Here is an 18304-nt window from a genome sequence, read left to right as displayed (position 1 = left end):
CGCTCAGAACGGGTCGTCCGCGTCCGTGGCGGGTGACCAGCGCGCCCGACGCATGTCGATCCTCCAGGTCGTCGTCCCCTGCACGAGCGGGGTGCCCTCGGCGCGGTAGTGCTCGTGCGCCCGGGCCTCGTGGTGCACCGGGGGCAGACCGCCGGACCGCACCACGCGCCACCACGGCAGGTCGGAGCCCTCGTGCGCCATGACCTTGCCGACGGCACGCGACGCCCGGGAGCCGAGCGCCGCGGCCACGTCGCCGTAGGTCATCACGTGACCTGCCGGGATGAGCCGGACGACCTCGGCGACGGCTGCGCCGAAGTCGTCGGGGGGAGCCTCGGTCACACCAACTGCAGGACCGCGAAGTGGTCGCCGTACTGGGTCTCACGCACGACCTCGAACCCGACGGCGCGGAAGAACGCCTCGGGGCTGTCGTCGCCACCGGGCTCGTACACGACCGTGAGACGCTCGAGCCCACGGTTGCGGGCCTCGTCGGCGAGGCCGTGCACCGCGAAGCGACCGACGCCGCGGCCCTGGGCCGTCGCGGACACGTTGACGCGCCAGATCGCGCTGCGCAGTTCTTCCTCGGCGTTGTCCTCGTCGAAGGTGCCGATGATCATGCCGACGACCTCGTCGCCGTCGAGGACCACGCGCGTCCACGCCGAGCTCGGCTTCACGTCCGACTCCGCGACGCCGTAGGTCGTCGGCTGCACGAACTGCTCCTGCCCGGGCTTGAGCGTCAGGGAGTTCGCCGCCGCAGCGGTCGACGCGGAGAGTTCTTCGAGGCGGAGGTCCGTCATGCCGCTCAGGGTAGCCGTGCGACCCGTGTGGGGGCCAGCGGGGCGGGAGACCGATACCGCACCGTTGTGCCGACCGTGCACGATCGACCAGCGCGGTATGGTCGCGGCATGGCAGAGCATCGGCGCGGGGCGAACCTCCCGTCGATCGGCGGGTTCAACCGGACGGTGGTGCTCGACGCCGTGCGCCGCTCGCCGGACGGCCTGAGCCGCGTCGAACTCGCGTCCCGCACGGGCCTCAGCGCGCAGACCGTGTCGAACGTGACGCGGTTCCTCATCGAGGCGGGGATGATCGCCGAGTCCGGCACGGTCGTGTCCGGTCGCGGCAAGCCCCGCACGATCCTGCGGCTCGAGGCCGGCAGCCGCTACGCCGTCGGGGTGCACGTCGACCCGGCCGTCGTGACGTACGTGCTGCTCGACCTCGCGGGCACCGTGGTCGCGTCGAGCACCACGTCGACCCCGACCGCGGACGACCCGTCCGAGGTCGTCCGGACCATCGCGACCGCGATCGACGAGCTCGTCTCGGGGGCGCGCGTCGACGTCGAGGCCGTGCTCGGGGTGGGCATCGCCAGCCCCGGACCCATCGACGTCGACGCCGGCGTGGTGCTCGACCCGCCCTTCCTGCCGCGGTGGCGCGACGTCCCCCTGCGCGACGCGCTCGCCGAGGCGACCGGGTACCCGGTGCTCCTCGAGAAGGACGTCACGGCGGCCGTGGTGGGGGAGATGTTCCTCGCCGGGGAGTCCTCCGCGCGGAACTTCGCCTTCGTGTACTTCGGCACGGGCTTCGGCGTGGGCCTCGCCGTCGACCACGAGCCCGTCCGCGGGGTCGGGTCGAACGCCGGTGACGCCGGGCACATCATGGTCGACCAGGGCTCGCTCGCCGGGACGCCGGACGGCGAGGGCACGCGGGGCGAGGTCGGTGCGGCGGTGGCACCGGACCGCCTCGTGCACATCGCGCAGGCCCGGGGGCTCGCGCTCGGCGGCGCACCCGCGGACGTCGCCGCGGTCGACCGTGCCTGGGACGCACTCGGCGCGGCGATCGACGCCGAGGACCCGGTCGCTGTGGGGCTCGCGGCCGAGGCGGGGACCGTGATGGGCAACGCCGTCGTCCTCATCGTGAACCTGCTCGACATCGACCGCGTCGTGTTCGGTGGCCCGTTCTGGTCGCGGATCGCGAGTGCGGCCCTCCCCGCTGCGCGCGAGGCGATCGTCGGTTCGCCGCTGCTCGTGCCGAAGCACCCCGTCGTCGTGACCGAGAGCGGTCGCGGAGCGGACGTGGCCGCGGTCGGCGCGGCCTGCCTCGTCCTCGACGCGGCGCTGTCGCCGCGGGCGAGCACCCTCCTCATCCGTCGCTGACGGGGGTCGGTCGCGACCAGCCCGTGACGGGAGGCGCGGTGCGGGCCCGACCCGCGCCTCCCGTCCGACACACGGTGCCGTTCCCCGTGTCGCGCGCGACACCTGTCGTTCACCTCGCCGCCACCGGCCGGATGCCCGGATGCTGAACAGTCGTGCAGGCCCCCCCGAACTCCCGAGAAGGACTCTGCATGCATCCCCGTGCTCTGCGCCTCGGCGCGTCCGTCGCCGCCGCCCTCGTCGTCGCCGCCGGCGTGCTGACGACGTCGCCCGCCTCCGCTGCCGTCGGTGACGACGACCCGTCCGTGGGCGCCGCGAGCCCGAACGGACTCGTCGTGAACGAGGTCGAGTCGAACGGCGACGACACCGACTGGGTCGAACTGCGGAACACCTCGTCGGCGGCGATCGACCTGTCCGGGTACGCGTTCCTCGACGACGACAGCTCGCACGAGGCGTACGTCCTGCCCGCCGGTTCGACCATCGCCGCCGGCGGGTACTTCGTCATCGACCAGGTGTCGGCGACCGCTCCCGGCTTCGACTTCGGGCTCGGCGGCGCCGACACCGCCAGGGTCTACGACCCGGCGGGCGACCTCGTGCTGCGGTACTCGTGGACGGCGCACGCCGCGGTGACGTACGGGCGCTGCCCGGACGGGACCGGCGCGCTCGTGGACACCACGGCGTCGACGAAGGGTGCGGCGAACGACTGCTCCTCGCCGGTGCGCATCAACGAGGTGGAGTCCGACGGTGGGACCCCGGGCGACTGGGTCGAGCTGACGAACGTCGGGACGACCACGGTCGACCTCGGCGGGTACGTGTTCCGGGACAGCGACGACACGCACGCGTACACGATCCCGAACGGGACGACCGTCGCACCGGGCGGCTTCACCGTCCTCGACGAGCAGGACTTCGGGTTCGGGCTGGGCAAGGCGGACTCGGCGCGGGTCTTCGATCCTCGTGGCGACGTCGTCGACTCGTACACGTGGAGCGCGCACGCCGCGACGACGTACGGCCGGAACCCCGACGGCACCGGCGCGTTCGCGGAGACCTCGGTGCCGACCAAGGGCACCGCGAACCGGTTCGCCGGGGTGGTCACCGCCGAGGCGTGGCCCGGCGGTCCGGACGAGCGGGTGCTCGACGACGAGGACACCTTCACCGGTGACCTGAGCGGCATCGACTGGACGACCTCGGGTTCGACGTCGGGTTCGGCCGCCGGGCAGCTCTGGGCCGTGCAGAACGGGGACGGGCTGCTCTACCACCTCGTGTCCGACGGCGAGGGCGGATGGGCGCCCTCGAACGCGGCCGGTACGGAACTGCACTACGCCGACGGTTCTGGCACCCCGGATGCCGAGGGCGTCACCGTCACGTCGGACGACCCCGGCGCGGTCTACGTCTCGACCGAGCGGAACAACGACGTGTCGTCCACGAGCCGCCCGGCCGTCCTGCGCTTCGCCACGTCCGACGGCTCCCAGTCGACGCTGGACGCCACCGACGAGTGGAACCTCTCGGCGGACTTCCCCGGGCTCGGCGCGAACGCGGGCCTCGAGGGCGTCACCTGGGTCCCGGACTCCTGGCTCACCGCGCACGGCTTCGCGGACGAGCACACCGGCGCCGCGTACACGCCGGCGACCTACACCGGACACGGCGACGGGCTGTTCTTCGTCGGCGTCGAGGGCACGGCCAGCGTGTACGCGTACGCCCTGATGTCCGACGGTGCCTTCCAGCGGGTGGCCACGATCGCGACGCCGTTCTCCGTCGTCGCGGACGTCCAGTTCGACCCGACGCTGGACGCGCTCTGGGTGGTCTGCGACGACGCGTGCTCGGGCCGGACGGCGCTGTACGAGGTGGCCGACGGGGCCTTCGCGGCGACGACCGTGTACGAGGCGCCGTCGAACGCCGACCGGACGCTGGCGAACGAGGGCTTCGCGATCTCGGGTGTCTGCACGGGTGGCTCGCGGGCGACGTTCTACGCCGACGACAACGACACGGACGGGTTCTCGCTCCGGACGGGCACCTACCCGTGCGACTCGTCGACCCCGGGCGACGGTGGGACGCCGGGCGACGGTGGGACGCCGGGCGACGGTGGGACGCCGGGCGACGGCGGGACGCCGGGCGACGGTGGCACGACGCCGACGCCGACGCCGGGTGGTGGGTCGACGCCCGCCCCGGGTGACACCGCCCCGGGTGACACCGCGCCCGGTGGTTCCACCCCCGGAGCGGGCACCTCGCCCTCGGGTGCGCCCGCCGCACCGTCCGAGTCGTCCCTGACCGAGGCGAACCGCGGCACGCTCACCGCCCCGGCCACGGCGCGCCCCGGCGAGACGATCACGATCGGCGTCGGCACCCGGTACGCCGGGCAGGAGGTGCACGTCTGGATGTTCTCCACGCCGACGCTGCTCGAGACCGCCACGGTCGCGGCGGACGGCACGGTCACGGCGACCATCCCGGCCGACGCCCCCGCGGGCGAACACCGCATCGTGGTGACCGCCGAGGACGGCACGGTGCTGGGCTGGACCACGATCACGATCGACCCCGTGACCGGTGCGCTGGCGTTCACGGGTGCCGAGGGGCTCGGGGTCGGCGCCGTGGCGGCGTTCCTGCTCCTGGCCGCCGGTGCGGGCGTGCTCGTGCTCCGTCGGCGCCGGGGGACCCCCGCCTCGGAGTGATCCGGTGAGCAGGAATGGTCGGGTTCGTGATGCGGACCCGACCATTCCTGCTCACGAACGCGCGCCCGCGGGCCACTCGCCCGCGATCGGCCCGCGAGGCCCACGCGCCCGCGGCGGTACGGTCGCAGGGTGCACAACGAGATCCTCCGGTACACCGCCTTCGCCGCCGAGCCGGGCGGCGGCAACCCCGCGGGCATCGTGCTCGACGCGGCGGACCTCTCCGTTGACGAGATGCTCGCGATCGCGCAGGAGGTCGGGTACCCCGAGACCGCCTTCGTCACCGGGCAGACCGCCACGGGCCCGCGCCTGCGGTACTTCTCGCCGGCGGCCGAGGTCCCGTTCTGCGGCCACGCCACGATCGCCACGGCCGTGGTGCTCGCCGAGCGCGAGGGCCTCGGGCGCCGGGTGTTCACGACCGCCGCGGGGGAGATCGCCCTCGACGCCACGACCGCTCCGGACGGCAGCGTGCAGGTCGCGATGACGAGCGTCCAGCCGGCGTCCCGGCCGCTCGACCCCGACCTCCGCGACCGCCTGTTCGCCCTGCTCGGCCTGACGGTCGACGACGTCGCGGCAGGCTTCCCGGTGCTCGAGTCCTTCGCCGGCAACTGGCACCCGGTCGTCGTGCTCGCCGACGTCGAGCTGTTCCACCAGTTCCGCTTCGCCCCGGAGCCCCTCGCGGCCCTCAAGCGCGAGGCCGGCTGGGCGGGGACGGTCACGGTCCTGCACCGCACCGACGCGCTGGAGTACGAGGCGCGCAACCTCTTCCCGGCCGGCCGGATCACCGAGGACCCGGCGACCGGTTCGGCGGCGGCGTCGACCGGCGCGTACCTGCGCGAGATCGGGGCCGTGCAGCCCGGCGACCGCGTGGTGATCCGGCAGGGACGCCACGTCGGACGGCCGAGCGTGCTGCTCGTCGACGTCCCGGCGACCGGCGGCATCACGGTCACGGGCGGTGCCACTCGGGTCTGAGCCGTCCGGGAGCGTGACCGAATCGACACGCCACAGCTCTTGACACGGATAAGTCAATACGGTGGAGTAATCCTGCGCGCGGGTGACGGAGCCCGCGAACATCCCGTGCAAAGGAGCACCGATGAAACGCCGCACCCGAATCATCGCCGGACTCGCAGCCGTGGCAGTCGCCGCGGTCGGTCTGGCTGGTTGTTCCAGCTCAGGCTCCGCCTCGAGCGACACCATCAAGATCGCGTACCAGAAGTTCGGTGCCTTCCAGCAGCTCGACGCCCAGATGAAGGTCGTCAAGACGGAGTACGAGAAGGAGAACCCGGGCAAGAAGGTCACGCTCGTCCCCATCCAGGCCCAGGGCAACGACTACTACACGAAGCTCGCGCTCATGAACAAGGCGCCGGCGACCGCGCCGGACGTCATGTACGAGGACACCTTCCTCATCAAGGCCGATGCCGAGGCGGGCTACCTCCTGCCGCTCGACAAGTACACGGCGAAGTGGAAGGACTGGAGCCAGTTCTACGACAACGCCAAGCAGGCCGGGCAGGGCGACGACGGCAAGATCTACGGCGTCCCGATGGGCACCGACACCCGGGCCCTCTGGTACAACAAGGACATCTTCAAGGAGGTCGGCCTGCCCGTCCCGTGGCAGCCCAAGACCTGGGACGACGTGCTCGCGGCCGCGAAGACGATCAAGGACAAGAAGCCCGACATCATCCCGTTCAACATCTACTCGGGCAAGGCGCAGGGCGAGGCCTCGACGATGCAGGGCTTCGAGATGCTCCTGTACGGCGCGGACGGCTCCGGCAACACGCTCTACAAGGACAAGAAGTGGGTCACCGGCTCGAAGCAGTTCGAGGACTCGCTGCAGTTCATCAAGGACGTCTACCAGGGTGACCTCGGACCCACACCGCAGCAGGCGCTCGACACGAACGTCGGGACGACCATCGCCCAGACGTGGCTCCCGCAGGGCAAGCTCGCCATCGACCTCGACGGGTCCTGGCAGTCCGGCACGTGGCTGAAGTCCGGCACGGCTCCGTGGGCCGAGTGGAACGACGTGATGGGCCAGGCGCCGATGCCGACCCAGAACGGCCAGGAGCCCGGCTACAACTCGATGTCCGGTGGCTGGACCCTCGCGGTCGGCAAGAACTCGAAGAACCCCCAGGCCGCGTTCGACTTCATCGCGAAGTTCCTCGACAAGGACGGGTCGCTCAAGTACGACAGCGAGAACAGCCAGATCGCCGTCCGCAAGGACGTCGCCGAGGACACCGCCTACACGGACGCGAACCCCACGTTCAAGTTCTTCTCCGGGCTCGTCGAGCACACCAACTTCCGCCCGGCGACGAGTGACTACTCGCAGGTGTCCAACGCGATCCAGGTCGCGATGGAGGCGGTGATGACGGGGCAGCAGACGCCGAAGCAGGCGGCCGCCGCCTACGACAAGGCCGTCGAACAGGTGGTCGGCAAGGAGAACACGGTCTCCGGCTGATCGCTGCGGCGACCACCTGACGGACTGGAGGCGCGGCTCGCGTCGTGCGCCGCGCCTCCCGTCCGACCCCACCCACCTTCGGAACCCCTCTCCGCACCCGGAAGGCAACCACCGTGTCCAGCACCCCCCTCGCGCCGACGCTGTCGGCGCCCGGTGCGCCGAAGCGCACCGATCCGCCGGTCCCGCGCAAGCGGAAGCCGCTGCGGAACGTGGGACGAGCGGTCCCGCTCCTCCCCGCCGTCGTCCTCCTCGTCATCTTCCTGCTCGGCCCCGTCATCTCGTCGTTCTACGGGTCGTTCACCAACTCGGCGCTGACCGGGGTCGGCGCCGCCGACCAGCAGTTCGTCGGCTTCCAGAACTACGTCGAGCTGTTCCAGGACCCGGACTTCCCGAAGTCCGTCATCCTCACCATCGTGTTCCTGCTCGCGTCCGCGGTCGTGGGCCAGAACGTGCTCGGGCTCGGGCTCGCCCTGCTCATGCGCTCGGCGAACAAGGCCGTCCGCGCGATCGTGGGCACGTTCGTCGTCGCCGCGTGGGTCCTGCCCGAGATCGTCGCCTCGTTCGCCGCGTACGCGTTCTTCAACGACGAGGGCACGCTCAACGAGTTCCTGCGGTCGATCGGGATCAGCGGCCCGAACTGGCTCTACACGTACCCGATGCTCGCCGTCATCCTGGCGAACATCTGGCGCGGTACGGCCTTCTCGATGCTCGTCTACTCCGCCGCCGTGCAGGAGGTCCCCGAGGAGATCACCGAGTCCGCCGAGGTGGACGGAGCCGCCGGCTGGCAGCGCCTCGTCTACATCACCCTGCCGGTCATCCGCCGGTCGATCTCGACGAACCTCATGCTGACGACGCTGCAGACGCTGTCGGTCTTCACGCTGATCTTCGTCATGACCGGCGGCGGTCCCGGGACCAACTCGTCGACCCTGCCGATCCTCGCCTACCAAGAGGCGTTCAAGTTCTCGCAGCTCGGCTTCGGGACGGCGATCGCGACGATCCTGCTCGTGGTCGGCGCGGTCTTCTCGATCATCTACATCAAGGCACTGAAGCCGGAGGTGGACTGATGGCCATCACTGCCCCGTCCCTCGACCAGACCACCACCCGTTCGGTGACCGCACCGGGCTCGCTGCACATGACCTCCCCGCGGGGTCGGACGATGCGCTGGGTGTCGAACGTCGTGCTGCTCGTCATCGCGGTGTGCTTCGCGGTCCCGCTGCTCTGGCTCGTCCTCGCGTCGGTCGACACCCAGGCGTCGCTGTCCGTGAAGATGCCGACGCAGTTCACGCTCGACAACTTCACGAAGGTGCTCACGCCGGAGCTGTCGTTCATCCCGCTCGCGAACAGCCTGCTGCTCTCCGGCGGCACGGCGGTCGTCACCGTGGTGTTCGCGCTGCTCGCCGCCTACCCGCTGTCCCGCTACAAGATGCGGGTCAACAAGCCGTTCCTGTACAGCATCCTGTTCGGGACCGGCCTGCCGATCACCGCCATGATGGTGCCCGTCTACGCGCTGTTCGTGTCGCTCAACCTCATCGACAACGTGTGGGGCTGCATCTTCTTCCTCGCCGCCACCTCGCTGCCGATGGCGATCTGGATGGCGAAGAACTTCATGGACTCGGTCCCGGTGTCACTCGAGGAAGCGGCGTGGACCGACGGTGCCTCGATGATGACGACCCTGACCCGCATCGTGATCCCGCTCATGCGCCCGGGGATCGCCGTGGTGTTCATCTTCGTGTTCATCCAGGCCTGGGGGAACTTCTTCGTCCCCTTCGTCCTGCTCCTCTCGCCCGACAAGGTGCCCGCCGCGGTGAGCATCTTCAACTTCTTCGGGCAGAACGGGGCGGTCGCGTACGGGCAGCTCGCCGCGTTCTCGATCGTGTACTCCGTGCCCGTCATCGCCCTCTACGTGCTCGTGTCCCGGGGCCTCGGCGGCGGCAACGCCCTCGCCGGCGGCATCAAGGGCTGACACCCGTCCCTGCTGGAAAGGAACCACCTCCATGCACCACGACGAACCCCTCGTCGAAGCCCGCATCGCCCGGCTCGTCCGGGACCGCATCGACCCCGCCGTCCTGCGCCGGTCCGCACCGGTGGAGATCGCCGCCTGGACCGTGCCGGACGAACCGGTCCCGTTCGACGTCGCGGTCGCGGCCGACTACGAGCCGTTCACGGTGGGCGGCTCCTGGGGCGGCCGACCGTGGGGGACCACCTGGTTCCGGATCCGCGGCACCGTGCCCGAGGACTTCGGGACGGCGCCGGGCACCACGGCGGAGCTCCGGGTCGACCTCGGCTTCACGAAGCGCCACCCCGGGTTCCAGGCCGAGGGGCTCGCGTGGCGACCGGACGGCACGACCGTCAAGGGCATCGAGCCGAAGAACGACACCGTCCCGCTCGAGGTCGGTCCCGGTGAGTCCTTCGAGCTCTACGTCGAGGCCGCGGCGAACCCGGACATCGGCGGCGACTCGTTCCAGGGGGCGACCCCGCTCGGGTCGCGCTCCACGGCCGGGACGAAGCCGATCTACAAGGTGAAGGCGCTCGAGATCGTCGAGCGGGACGACACCGTGTGGGAGCTCCAGCAGGACTTCTGGGTCCTCCGCGGCCTGATGGCCGAGCTGCCCACCGACGGCACCCGCGGCGCGGACGTCCTGCGCGTGCTCGAACGCGCCGCCGACGCCCTCGACCCGGACGACGTCGCCGGGACGGCCGCCGACGCACGAGCGGTCCTCGCGCCCGTCCTCGCCGTGCCGGCCAGCGCCGCCGCGCACCGGGCGATCGCCGTCGGCCACGCGCACATCGACTCGGCGTGGCTCTGGCCGGTGCGCGAGACCGTCCGGAAGTGCGCCCGCACCTTCTCGAACGTGCTCGACCTGATGGACCGCGACCCCGACTTCACGTTCGCCTGCTCCTCGGCGCAGCAGTACGCCTGGATCCGGGACGGCTACCCGTCGATCTGGGCCCGCATCAAGGAACGCGTCGCCGAGGGCCGGTGGATCCCGGTCGGCGGCATGTGGGTCGAGTCGGACACGAACCTCCCCGGCGGTGAGGCCCTCGCGCGGCAGTTCGTCGCCGGCAAGCGGTTCTTCCTCGAGGAGTTCGGCATCGACACCCCCGAGGCGTGGCTCCCGGACTCGTTCGGGTACTCCGGAGCCCTGCCGCAGATCGTCCGCGCCGCCGGCTCGAAGTGGTTCGTCACGCAGAAGCCCTCGTGGAACGAGACGAACGTCATCCCCCACACGTCGTTCCACTGGGAGGGCATCGACGGCTCCCGGGTCCTCACGCACCTGCCCCCGGCGGACACCTACAACTCGGACGTCTCACCCGCCGACCTGCACCGCGGCGAACGGCAGAACAAGGAGCGCGGCGTCGCGAACACCTCGATGCTGCTCTACGGCTTCGGCGACGGCGGCGGCGGACCCACCCGCGAGATGGTCGCCGCCGCCCGACGCCAGCACGACCTCGACGGGTCCCCCCGGGTCGACCTCGGCACCCCGGCGCAGGTCTTCGAGGAGATCGAGGCCGCACTGCCGACGCCGGCGGTGTGGTCGGGCGAGATGTACCTCGAGTTCCACCGCGGCACGTACACGTCCCAGATCCGCACGAAGCAGGGCAACCGGCGCTCCGAGCACCTGCTCCGCGAGGCCGAGCTCTGGGCGTCCACCGCCGCCGTCCGACTCGGACTCGACTACCCGTACGAGGAGCTCGAGCAGGCCTGGCACACCGTGCTCCTGCAGCAGTTCCACGACATCCTGCCCGGCTCCTCGATCGCCTGGGTCTACGAGAACGCCGAGGCGAACTACGCCGAGGTCGCCCGTGTGCTCGAAGGCCTGATCGGCAACGCCACGACGGCGCTCGCGAACGGCGGTGCCGCGGCGCTCGCCGGGGTCGGTGCGTCGTCCACCGCCCGGGCCGGCGGTGGGAGCGCCCTGCTGGACGCACCGTCGGGGGCGGACGCCGCCGGCGGTAGCGGCTCGAGCGGGAACGTCGTGCGCTTCAACGCCTCGCCGATCGCGGCGGGAGACGCAACCGCCCTGGGTGGTTCGCTGGGCGACGAACCGCGAGCCGTGCCTCCCGTCCGGAACGGCGACCGCTTCGTGTTCGACACCGGTGTCGTCACGGCGACCATCGACGCGGCCGGTCACGTCGTGTCGCTCGTCGACCACGCGTCCGGACGCGACGCCGTCGCCCCGGGTGCGGCCGCCGCGGAGTACACCGTGTTCCGCGACACCCCGAACCAGTGGGAGGCGTGGGACATCGACCGCGCCTACCAGCGCAGCGGCACGGTGCTGGAGGCGTCCTCGGTCGAGGTGTCCGGCGACGAACTCGTCGTGTCGCGGTCCTTCGGGTCCTCGACCCTGACGACTCGGTACTCCGCCGTCGCCGGCCAGTCCGAGCTCACGATCGTGACCGAGGTCGACTGGCACGAGCGCCAGAAGCTCCTCAAGCTCGCGTTCCCCCTCGACGTCCGCGCGGCGTCGGCGTCGAGCGAGATCCAGTTCGGCCACATCGACCGCCCGACCCACCAGAACACCTCGTGGGACATGGCCCGCTTCGAGACCAGCGCCCACCGCTGGGTGCACGTCGCCGAGCCGGGGTTCGGCGTCGCCGTCGCCAACGACTCCACCTACGGACACGACATCACCCGGAACACCCGTGCCGACGGCGGCACCACGACGCTCGTCCGGGAGTCGCTGCTGCGGGCCCCGACGTTCCCGGACCCGCACGCCGACCAGGGGCACCACGTGTTCCGGACGGTACTGCGGGTGGGCGCCTCGGTGCTCGACGCCGCCGATGCCGGGTACCGGCTCAACCTGCCGGTGCGCACGGTGGAGGGGACGACCACGGTCGACCCGCTCGTCACGGTGTCGTCGCCGCAGGTGTTCGTCGAGGCGGTGAAGCTCGCCGAGGACCGCTCCGGCGACGTCGTCGTGCGGCTCTACGAGGCGTCGGGCGGTCGCGCGGCCGACGTCGGCGTCGACTTCGGGTTCGACGTCGCCGGGGTGGCGGCGGTGGACCTGCTGGAACGCCCGCTGGGGGACTCGTGGGAGTCGGGGGAGCCGGTCGTGCTCACGCTCCGGCCCTTCGAGATCGTGACCCTCCGGGTGCGTCGGGCCTGAGGCAGCGGGCTCGCGCGCGAAGGACCGCGGCGCCGGACGGGACACGGGTGCGTTCCGTCCGGCGCCGTGCTGCGTCCGGGAGGCGCGGGTCGCCTCAGTGCGTCGAACGACTCGTCGACCTCCGGCATCGGCGGCGTTTGCTGTAGCCTTGAGCGCAGGAGTTCGGCTCGGGCCGCGCCCGGTTCACGACCGGGGACTTCACAGAAACGCGGAGACCCGGGTGCAAGTCCCGGCGGGAGACCGTAGCTCAACGAGAAGAGCCCCGTTTTGTTCTTCACCGTGACACCAACGCGGTGTCCACTTCGTGGCGTTCGATCGCGAGCGGACCGTAGTGGTGGCGGGTGAACCCGTGCACCTTGCGATTCGCAGCGTTCCCGCGCAGGACGTCCGGTACCGACGCCAGCGCATCGTCCACGGCGATGCGGATCCACTCCGCCCTGGGCAACCCGAGCTGGAGGAGCCGGTTGGAATCCCGCTCGACGTTCTTCGTCACCGCGAGGGCGAGCAGCATCTCGCCGTGACCGAATCGGAGGCGATCTCCTACTCGAAGCGTCGCCGGATCGTTCTTGGCGACCTTCGTCCACCCGGCCAAGGCTTCCGGTGACAGGGAGGCGATGCTGCCGACGAGACCGCTGCCCACGCGCCCGCCGTCGTGGATCACCGCGTTGCGCATACGCCTGAGCACGTCCAGCTGTTGCAGCGGGACAGAGTCGAGCGTGTCCCCGCACGCTTCCTCCAGGAGTCCGTGCTGCCCTGCCGCGTGAGCGTCCCGCGCGCGTCGGCGGGAGAGCACCCCGGCCTCGGCGAGCATGAGCAGGCTCGTCTTCATGTGGTCCTCATGGAGGGCGAGCGCGTACGCGATGCTCATCGCACCGAGGTGGACGTCAGCCTCGCCGAGGATGTCGCTCGCTGCGTCGGCCGTGAGGTTGAACCGCCGGATGTGGGGAACGTTCGGGTAGACCTCGGGCAGGAGCCGTTCCGACCCGCGGTTCAGCTGCAGGAGGTGGTTCGACAGCTGGGCGCCGGCCAGCAGTCCCATGAGCGCGTTGCTCGCCTCGATGCGGAGCGCCTCGTACTGACGATGTGCGGGGAACCGGACGACGCCGCTCGCTGATGACATGCCACATATCTTCGCCTGCGAGCGTGCGCCGCCCGCGTCACTGCCCGGCGCGCCTACGAGCGCAGGGACTCGACGGCCTTCGCGATCCGACGCGCACGAGTCTCCGGGGACTTCGCCTGCACGACCGGGTCGGCGAGGGCCCGCTGCCGCGAGTTCGACAGCGTGTCGAAGGCCGCTCGGACCCCGGCCTCCTGCAGCGCCGATGCGAGGTCCTCCGGCAGGTCGACGACGCGGGGCAGCGTGTCGACCTCGATCGTGACCTCGACGGTGTCGCCGGCCGCGACCCCGGAGGCGGCACGGTGCTCCGCCGACAGCGGGACGAGGGACTGCTCGTTCATCACGCCGATCGACGACCGGTACGTGTAGGCACCGTTCAGGGTGACGACCACGGGTGGGCGGCGCCCCGCGCCCAGCGCGTCGACGACGTCGGACGGGACCGGCAGGCCGGTGGCCGTCTTCCGCGCCTGCAGGACGGTCGTCGTGAACTGCATCCGTGCCTCCTGGACTGAACCGGGCTGACCCGGCCGGCCCGATGCGGGCCGACGCCGGTGCCGGCGCCTGTGCCGACAAGCGAAACCGTACAGGCGAACCCGCTGTTCCGCCGCCGTTCACCGCCGCAGCACTGGCCGGAAACCGGACGCGTCCACGATCGTCCAGGACCCGGACCCCGGTCCACCCCGACGCACCACAGCACCCGAAAGGCACACCCCGTGCAGCACAAGCGCACCCTCGCCGGCATCGCCCTGGCCGCCGCCGCCATCGTCACCCTCGCCGGCTGCTCGGCCACGAGCTCCGCCAGCACGACCAAGGACGACACCGACTGGAAGAGCGCCACGAGCGCCGAGTCCGCCGGTGGCATGGACGCCCTCGTGAAGGCCGCCAAGGCGGAGGGGCAGCTCAACGTCATCGCGCTGCCGCCGTCGTGGGCCAACTACGGCAAGATCATCGACGGCTTCACCAAGAAGTACGGCATCAAGATCACCTCCGCGAACCCGAACGGCTCGAGCGCCGACGAGGTCGCCGCGGTGAAGTCGCAGAAGGGCCAGTCGACGGCACCGGACGTGCTCGACCTCGGCAACGCCGTGCTGCAGCAGAACCTCGACCTCCTGACCGACTACAAGGTCGCGAACTGGAGCGACATCCCCTCGGACCTCAAGGACGAGGACGGCGCCTGGACCCGCGACTACACGGGCCTGATGTCGATCGGCTACGACTCGTCGAAGATCACGGACGCCCCGAAGGACCTGGACGACCTGCTCGGCTCCGAGTACAAGGGCAAGGTCTCGATCGCGGGCGACCCGACCCAGGCGAACCAGGCCGCGTCGGCGGTGTACCTCGCGGCGCTCGAGAACGGCGGCTCGGCCGATGACATCACGAAGGGCGTCGACTACTTCGGCAAGCTGAAGCAGGCGGGCAACTTCCAGAACGTGCTGCCGTCGCAGGCGACCGTCGCCTCGGGTGAGACGCCCGTCGTGATCCAGTGGTCCTACAACAACCTCGCGTGGGGCCCGGCGGCCGGCGCGAGCGGGAACAAGAACTGGAAGACCGTCGTCCCCGAGGGCCAGGCGCTCGGCTCGTACTACTCGCAGGCGATCAACAAGGACGCCCCGCACCCCGCGGCTGCGCGCCTCTGGCAGGAGTACATCGCCAGCCCGGACGTGCAGAACCTGTACCTCCAGGCCGGCGCCTTCCCGTCCACCCTCGCCGCGCTCGAGAAGTCGGGCAAGGTCGACCAGGACGCCCTCGACGCCGCCGGTGGCGCGCCGAAGGACTACGTCGAGCTGACCGACGAGCAGGTCACCGCCGCGGCGAAGGTGCTGTCGGCGAAGTGGGCCTCGACGATGGGCTCCTGAGCAGCATGACCACCGCATCGGCACCGGGTGTGCCCGCCCCCGCGGCGGGCACGACCGCATCGGCACCGGTCGCCGGGGCGACGCTCGTCACGAGCGAGCAGCCGGCCGATGCCACCGCCCGCCGCGTCGCCGGACCCCGTGTCCGGCGCCGCGGCGGCATCGCGTGGCTCGGCCTCACCCCGTTCGCCGCCTACGTCCTGCTGTTCCTCGCGGTCCCCGCGGTGGTCGCGATCGGCAGCGGCTTCTTCACGAGCGACGGCGCGTTCACGTTCGCCAACCTCGCCGCGTTCGCCGACCCGTCGGTCATCCGTGCCTTCGGCGGCTCGTTCGCCCTGTCGGCCGTGTCCGCCGTGATCGGTGCCGTCGTCGGGGCGATCGTGTGCTGGGCGCTCGCCGCGCTCCGACCCGACGGGCTCGTCCGGTCCGTGATCGATTCCGCCGCGAGCGTCCTCGCCCAGTTCGGTGGCGTCATGCTCGCGTTCGCGTTCATCGCCACGATCGGCGCGCAGGGCCTCGTCACGACGTGGTTGGTGTCCGTCTTCCACATCGACCTCAACGCCGAGGGCACCTTCCTCTACACGGTCCCCGGGCTCGTCATCCCCTACGTCTACTTCCAGGTGCCGCTGATGGTCCTCACGTTCATGCCCGCACTCGAGGGCGTCAAGACCCAGTGGGGTGAAGCCGCCGCCACCCTCGGCGCCTCCCGCGCGACGTACTGGCGCCGCATCGGCCTGCCCGTGCTCGCGCCGGCGTTCTGGGGATCGCTGCTGCTCCTCTTCGCGAACGGGTTCTCGTCGTTCGCCACCGCGGCGGCCCTGATCTCCCAGGGCGGGATCGTGCCGCTCACCATCCGCACGCAGCTCACGAGCGAGACGATCATCGGGCTGCAGAACGTCGCCGGTGTGCTCGCCTTCGGCATGGTCGTCGTCATGGCGGTCGTGATGGGCGCGTACTCGCTGCTGCAGCGTCGGGCATCGAGGTGGCAGCGATGAGCGCGGCCGCCCCGGTGCGTCCGTCGCGTGGGTCGGGTGAGTCGCGTCCGTCGCGCCCGTCGTCCCGTCGTCGGCCAGGAGGCGCGGCTCGCCCCGGCCGCTTCGGCGCGGCCCCGTCACGGGTCACCGCCGCGATCGTGCTCGTCGTGGTCGGCCTCGTGTTCGCCGTGCCGCTCGTCGCCCTCGCGCAGTTCACCTTCCGCCAGGGGACGGACGGCAGCCTGACGCTCGCGCACTACGGCGCACTCGTCGACCCGGTGAACGCCGCGACCTACCAGCCGGTGTTCGACGGACTCGGGGCATCCCTGCTCATCGCGCTCATCACCGTGGGGATCGTGCTGCTCGTCCTGCTGCCGGCCCAGATCATCACGGCCCTGCGGTACCCGCGGCTCCGTCGGGTCCTCGAGTTCGTGTGCATCGTGCCGATCACCGTCCCCGTGGTCGTCCTCGTCGTCGGGTTCATCCCCGTGTACCAGGTCGTCGCCCAGGTCTTCGGCTCGGGCGCGTGGACCCTGTCGTTCGCGATCGGCATCGTCTCGCTGCCCTTCGCGTTCCGACCGATCGCCGCGGCCATCACCGCGATGGACATGGCCGTGCTCTCCGAGGCCGCCCGGTCGCTCGGCGCGTCGTGGTGGACCGTCACGTGGCGGGTGCTCCTGCCGAACCTCCGCCGCGGCATCACCGCCGCCTGCTTCCTGACCATCACGGTCGTCCTCGGCGAGTACACCCTCGCCTCGTTCCTCTCCCGCACGACGTTCCAGACGGCGCTCCTGCTCGTGCAGTCGACCGACCCCTACGTCGCCGCGATCTTCTCGCTGGGCGCACTCGTCTTCGGATTCGTGCTGCTCGTCGTCATCGGCCGGGTCGGCTCCCGCCGTCGCCGTGCCCCGAAGGAGTCCGCATGACCGTCACCGCCCCCGCCGCCCCGGCATCGCTCGCCACCGACGGCGCGACCGTCGAGCTGCACGGCGTCGAGAAGCACTACGGCGCGCACCGTGCCCTCGCCGGCCTGTCGCTCCGCATCGAACCCGGCGAGTTCGTGTCGCTGCTCGGGCCCTCGGGCTGCGGCAAGACGACCGCGCTCCGGGCGCTCGCCGGCCTCGAGGCCATCGACGCCGGCTCCATCCGCATCGACGGCGTCGACGTCGCGGGCACCCCGGTGGACAAGCGGGACATCGGCATGGTGTTCCAGCAGTACTCGCTGTTCCCGCACATGACCGTGCGGCAGAACGTCGCGTTCGGCCTGGAGATGCGCCGGGTCCCCGCAGCCGCGCGCCGCGAGCAGGTCATCGACGCGCTCGACATGGTGCACCTCGCCGAGTTCGCCGACCGCTACCCGCACCAGCTCTCCGGCGGCCAGCAGCAGCGCGTCGCCCTCGCCCGGGCCCTGGTCACCCGGCCCCGTGTGCTCCTGCTCGACGAGCCGCTGTCCGCGCTCGACGCCAAGGTGCGGGTGACCCTCCGCGACGAGATCCGCCGCATCCAGAGCGACCTCGGCATCACGACCGTGTTCGTCACCCACGACCAGGAGGAGGCGCTCGCCGTCTCGGACCGCATCGCGGTGATGAACGCCGGCGACATCGAGCAGATCGGCACGCCCGAGGAGCTCTACCGGTCCCCGTCCTCGGCGTTCACGGCGGACTTCGTCGGGCAGTCGAACCGGCTCCGCGGGGACCTGCGTGGCGGCGACGTGTTCGTCTACGGGTTCAGCGTCCCGGCGCTCGACGCCTCGGTGCCGGACGGCCCGGTGCTCGCCTACGTCCGCCCGGAGGACGTCGCCTTCGCCTCGGAGGGCGTCACCGGCACGGTCGTGGCCTCGAGCTTCCTCGGGTCGATCCGGCGCACCACGGTCCGGCTCGACGACGACACCGTGGTGACGGTGCAGCACGAGGTCGGCGACCGTCGTGCGGCCGGCGAGTCCGTCGCCGTGCGCCTGCTCGGCGCGCCCGTGGCGGTCGCCCCGCTCGCGTAGCCG

The 18304-nt window shown here is 71.3% G+C and carries 15 protein-coding genes; 11 read left to right on the top strand and 4 right to left on the bottom strand.

Features of this window, described 5'->3' with window-relative positions; all coding sequences use genetic code 11:
• Nucleotides 1-3: 3 nt before the first annotated feature.
• Nucleotides 4-339 (bottom strand): MGMT family protein, encoded by a 336-nt coding sequence (locus tag ACIPEP_RS06255; RefSeq protein WP_070417756.1) that lies wholly within the window; start codon nt 337-339, stop codon nt 4-6.
• Nucleotides 336-794 (bottom strand): GNAT family N-acetyltransferase, encoded by a 459-nt coding sequence (locus ACIPEP_RS06250; protein WP_070417757.1) that lies wholly within the window; start codon nt 792-794, stop codon nt 336-338. Before ACIPEP_RS06250 ends, ACIPEP_RS06255 begins: the two co-directional genes overlap by 4 nt.
• Nucleotides 795-902: 108 nt before the next feature.
• On the opposite strand from ACIPEP_RS06250, the gene ACIPEP_RS06245 reads away from it, so the two are divergent.
• From ACIPEP_RS06245 to ACIPEP_RS06215, 7 genes are all read left to right on the top strand, one after another.
• Nucleotides 903-2147: an ROK family transcriptional regulator gene (locus ACIPEP_RS06245; protein ID WP_070417759.1), complete on the top strand. Its 1245-nt coding sequence runs from the start codon at nt 903-905 to the stop codon at nt 2145-2147.
• Between the two features lie 188 nt (nt 2148-2335).
• Nucleotides 2336-4807 (top strand): lamin tail domain-containing protein, encoded by a 2472-nt coding sequence (locus ACIPEP_RS06240; RefSeq protein WP_402716777.1) that lies wholly within the window; start codon nt 2336-2338, stop codon nt 4805-4807.
• A gap of 129 nt (nt 4808-4936) precedes the next feature.
• On the top strand, nt 4937-5776 hold the full coding sequence (locus tag ACIPEP_RS06235) for a PhzF family phenazine biosynthesis protein (RefSeq protein ID WP_402716776.1): 840 nt from the start codon (nt 4937-4939) through the stop codon (nt 5774-5776).
• Nucleotides 5777-5897: 121 nt separating this feature from the next.
• Nucleotides 5898-7256 (top strand): extracellular solute-binding protein, encoded by a 1359-nt coding sequence (locus ACIPEP_RS06230; protein WP_229085244.1) that lies wholly within the window; start codon nt 5898-5900, stop codon nt 7254-7256.
• Between the two features lie 113 nt (nt 7257-7369).
• On the top strand, nt 7370-8320 hold the full coding sequence (locus tag ACIPEP_RS06225) for a carbohydrate ABC transporter permease (RefSeq protein ID WP_083295172.1): 951 nt from the start codon (nt 7370-7372) through the stop codon (nt 8318-8320).
• A gap of 68 nt (nt 8321-8388) precedes the next feature.
• The gene (locus ACIPEP_RS06220) at nt 8389-9219 is read left to right on the top strand and encodes a carbohydrate ABC transporter permease (protein WP_181015180.1); all 831 of its coding nucleotides are present in this window, start codon (nt 8389-8391) and stop codon (nt 9217-9219) included.
• A gap of 31 nt (nt 9220-9250) precedes the next feature.
• Nucleotides 9251-12364 carry an alpha-mannosidase gene (locus ACIPEP_RS06215; protein ID WP_402716775.1) on the top strand — a complete coding sequence of 1038 codons (3114 nt, stop codon included), beginning with the start codon at nt 9251-9253 and terminating at the stop codon, nt 12362-12364.
• A 274-nt stretch (nt 12365-12638) separates the two neighbouring features.
• On the opposite strand, the gene ACIPEP_RS06210 is transcribed toward ACIPEP_RS06215, so the two are convergent.
• A complete protein-coding gene (locus tag ACIPEP_RS06210) occupies nt 12639-13484 on the bottom strand; it encodes a hypothetical protein (protein WP_402716774.1) in 846 nt (281 codons plus the stop codon).
• Between the two features lie 53 nt (nt 13485-13537).
• Nucleotides 13538-13975 carry a YdeI/OmpD-associated family protein gene (locus tag ACIPEP_RS06205; protein WP_402716773.1) on the bottom strand — a complete coding sequence of 146 codons (438 nt, stop codon included), beginning with the start codon at nt 13973-13975 and terminating at the stop codon, nt 13538-13540.
• Nucleotides 13976-14194: 219 nt separating this feature from the next.
• Between ACIPEP_RS06205 and ACIPEP_RS06200 the strand changes: the two genes are divergently transcribed.
• The 4 genes from ACIPEP_RS06200 to ACIPEP_RS06185 are packed head-to-tail and all read left to right on the top strand — an operon-like array spanning nt 14195 to nt 18301.
• Nucleotides 14195-15337, top strand: a complete 1143-nt coding sequence (locus ACIPEP_RS06200) for an ABC transporter substrate-binding protein (protein WP_402716772.1) — start codon at nt 14195-14197, stop codon at nt 15335-15337.
• 5 nt (nt 15338-15342) lie between these two features.
• Nucleotides 15343-16329: an ABC transporter permease gene (locus tag ACIPEP_RS06195; protein ID WP_402716771.1), complete on the top strand. Its 987-nt coding sequence runs from the start codon at nt 15343-15345 to the stop codon at nt 16327-16329.
• Entirely contained in the window at nt 16326-17234 is a 909-nt protein-coding gene (locus ACIPEP_RS06190) for an ABC transporter permease (RefSeq protein ID WP_229085249.1), read from the top strand. The genes ACIPEP_RS06195 and ACIPEP_RS06190 overlap by 4 nt, the downstream gene beginning before the upstream one ends.
• The gene (locus tag ACIPEP_RS06185; RefSeq protein WP_402716770.1) at nt 17231-18301 is read left to right on the top strand and encodes an ABC transporter ATP-binding protein; all 1071 of its coding nucleotides are present in this window, start codon (nt 17231-17233) and stop codon (nt 18299-18301) included. Before ACIPEP_RS06190 ends, ACIPEP_RS06185 begins: the two co-directional genes overlap by 4 nt.
• Nucleotides 18302-18304 lie beyond the last annotated feature (3 nt).

It is taken from the genome of Curtobacterium sp. NPDC087082, assembly GCF_044745045.1.
Taxonomy (GTDB): domain Bacteria; phylum Actinomycetota; class Actinomycetes; order Actinomycetales; family Microbacteriaceae; genus Curtobacterium.
The sequence above is the reverse complement of the archived record's forward strand: the minus strand, read 5'-3'. Positions and strand labels throughout refer to the sequence as shown.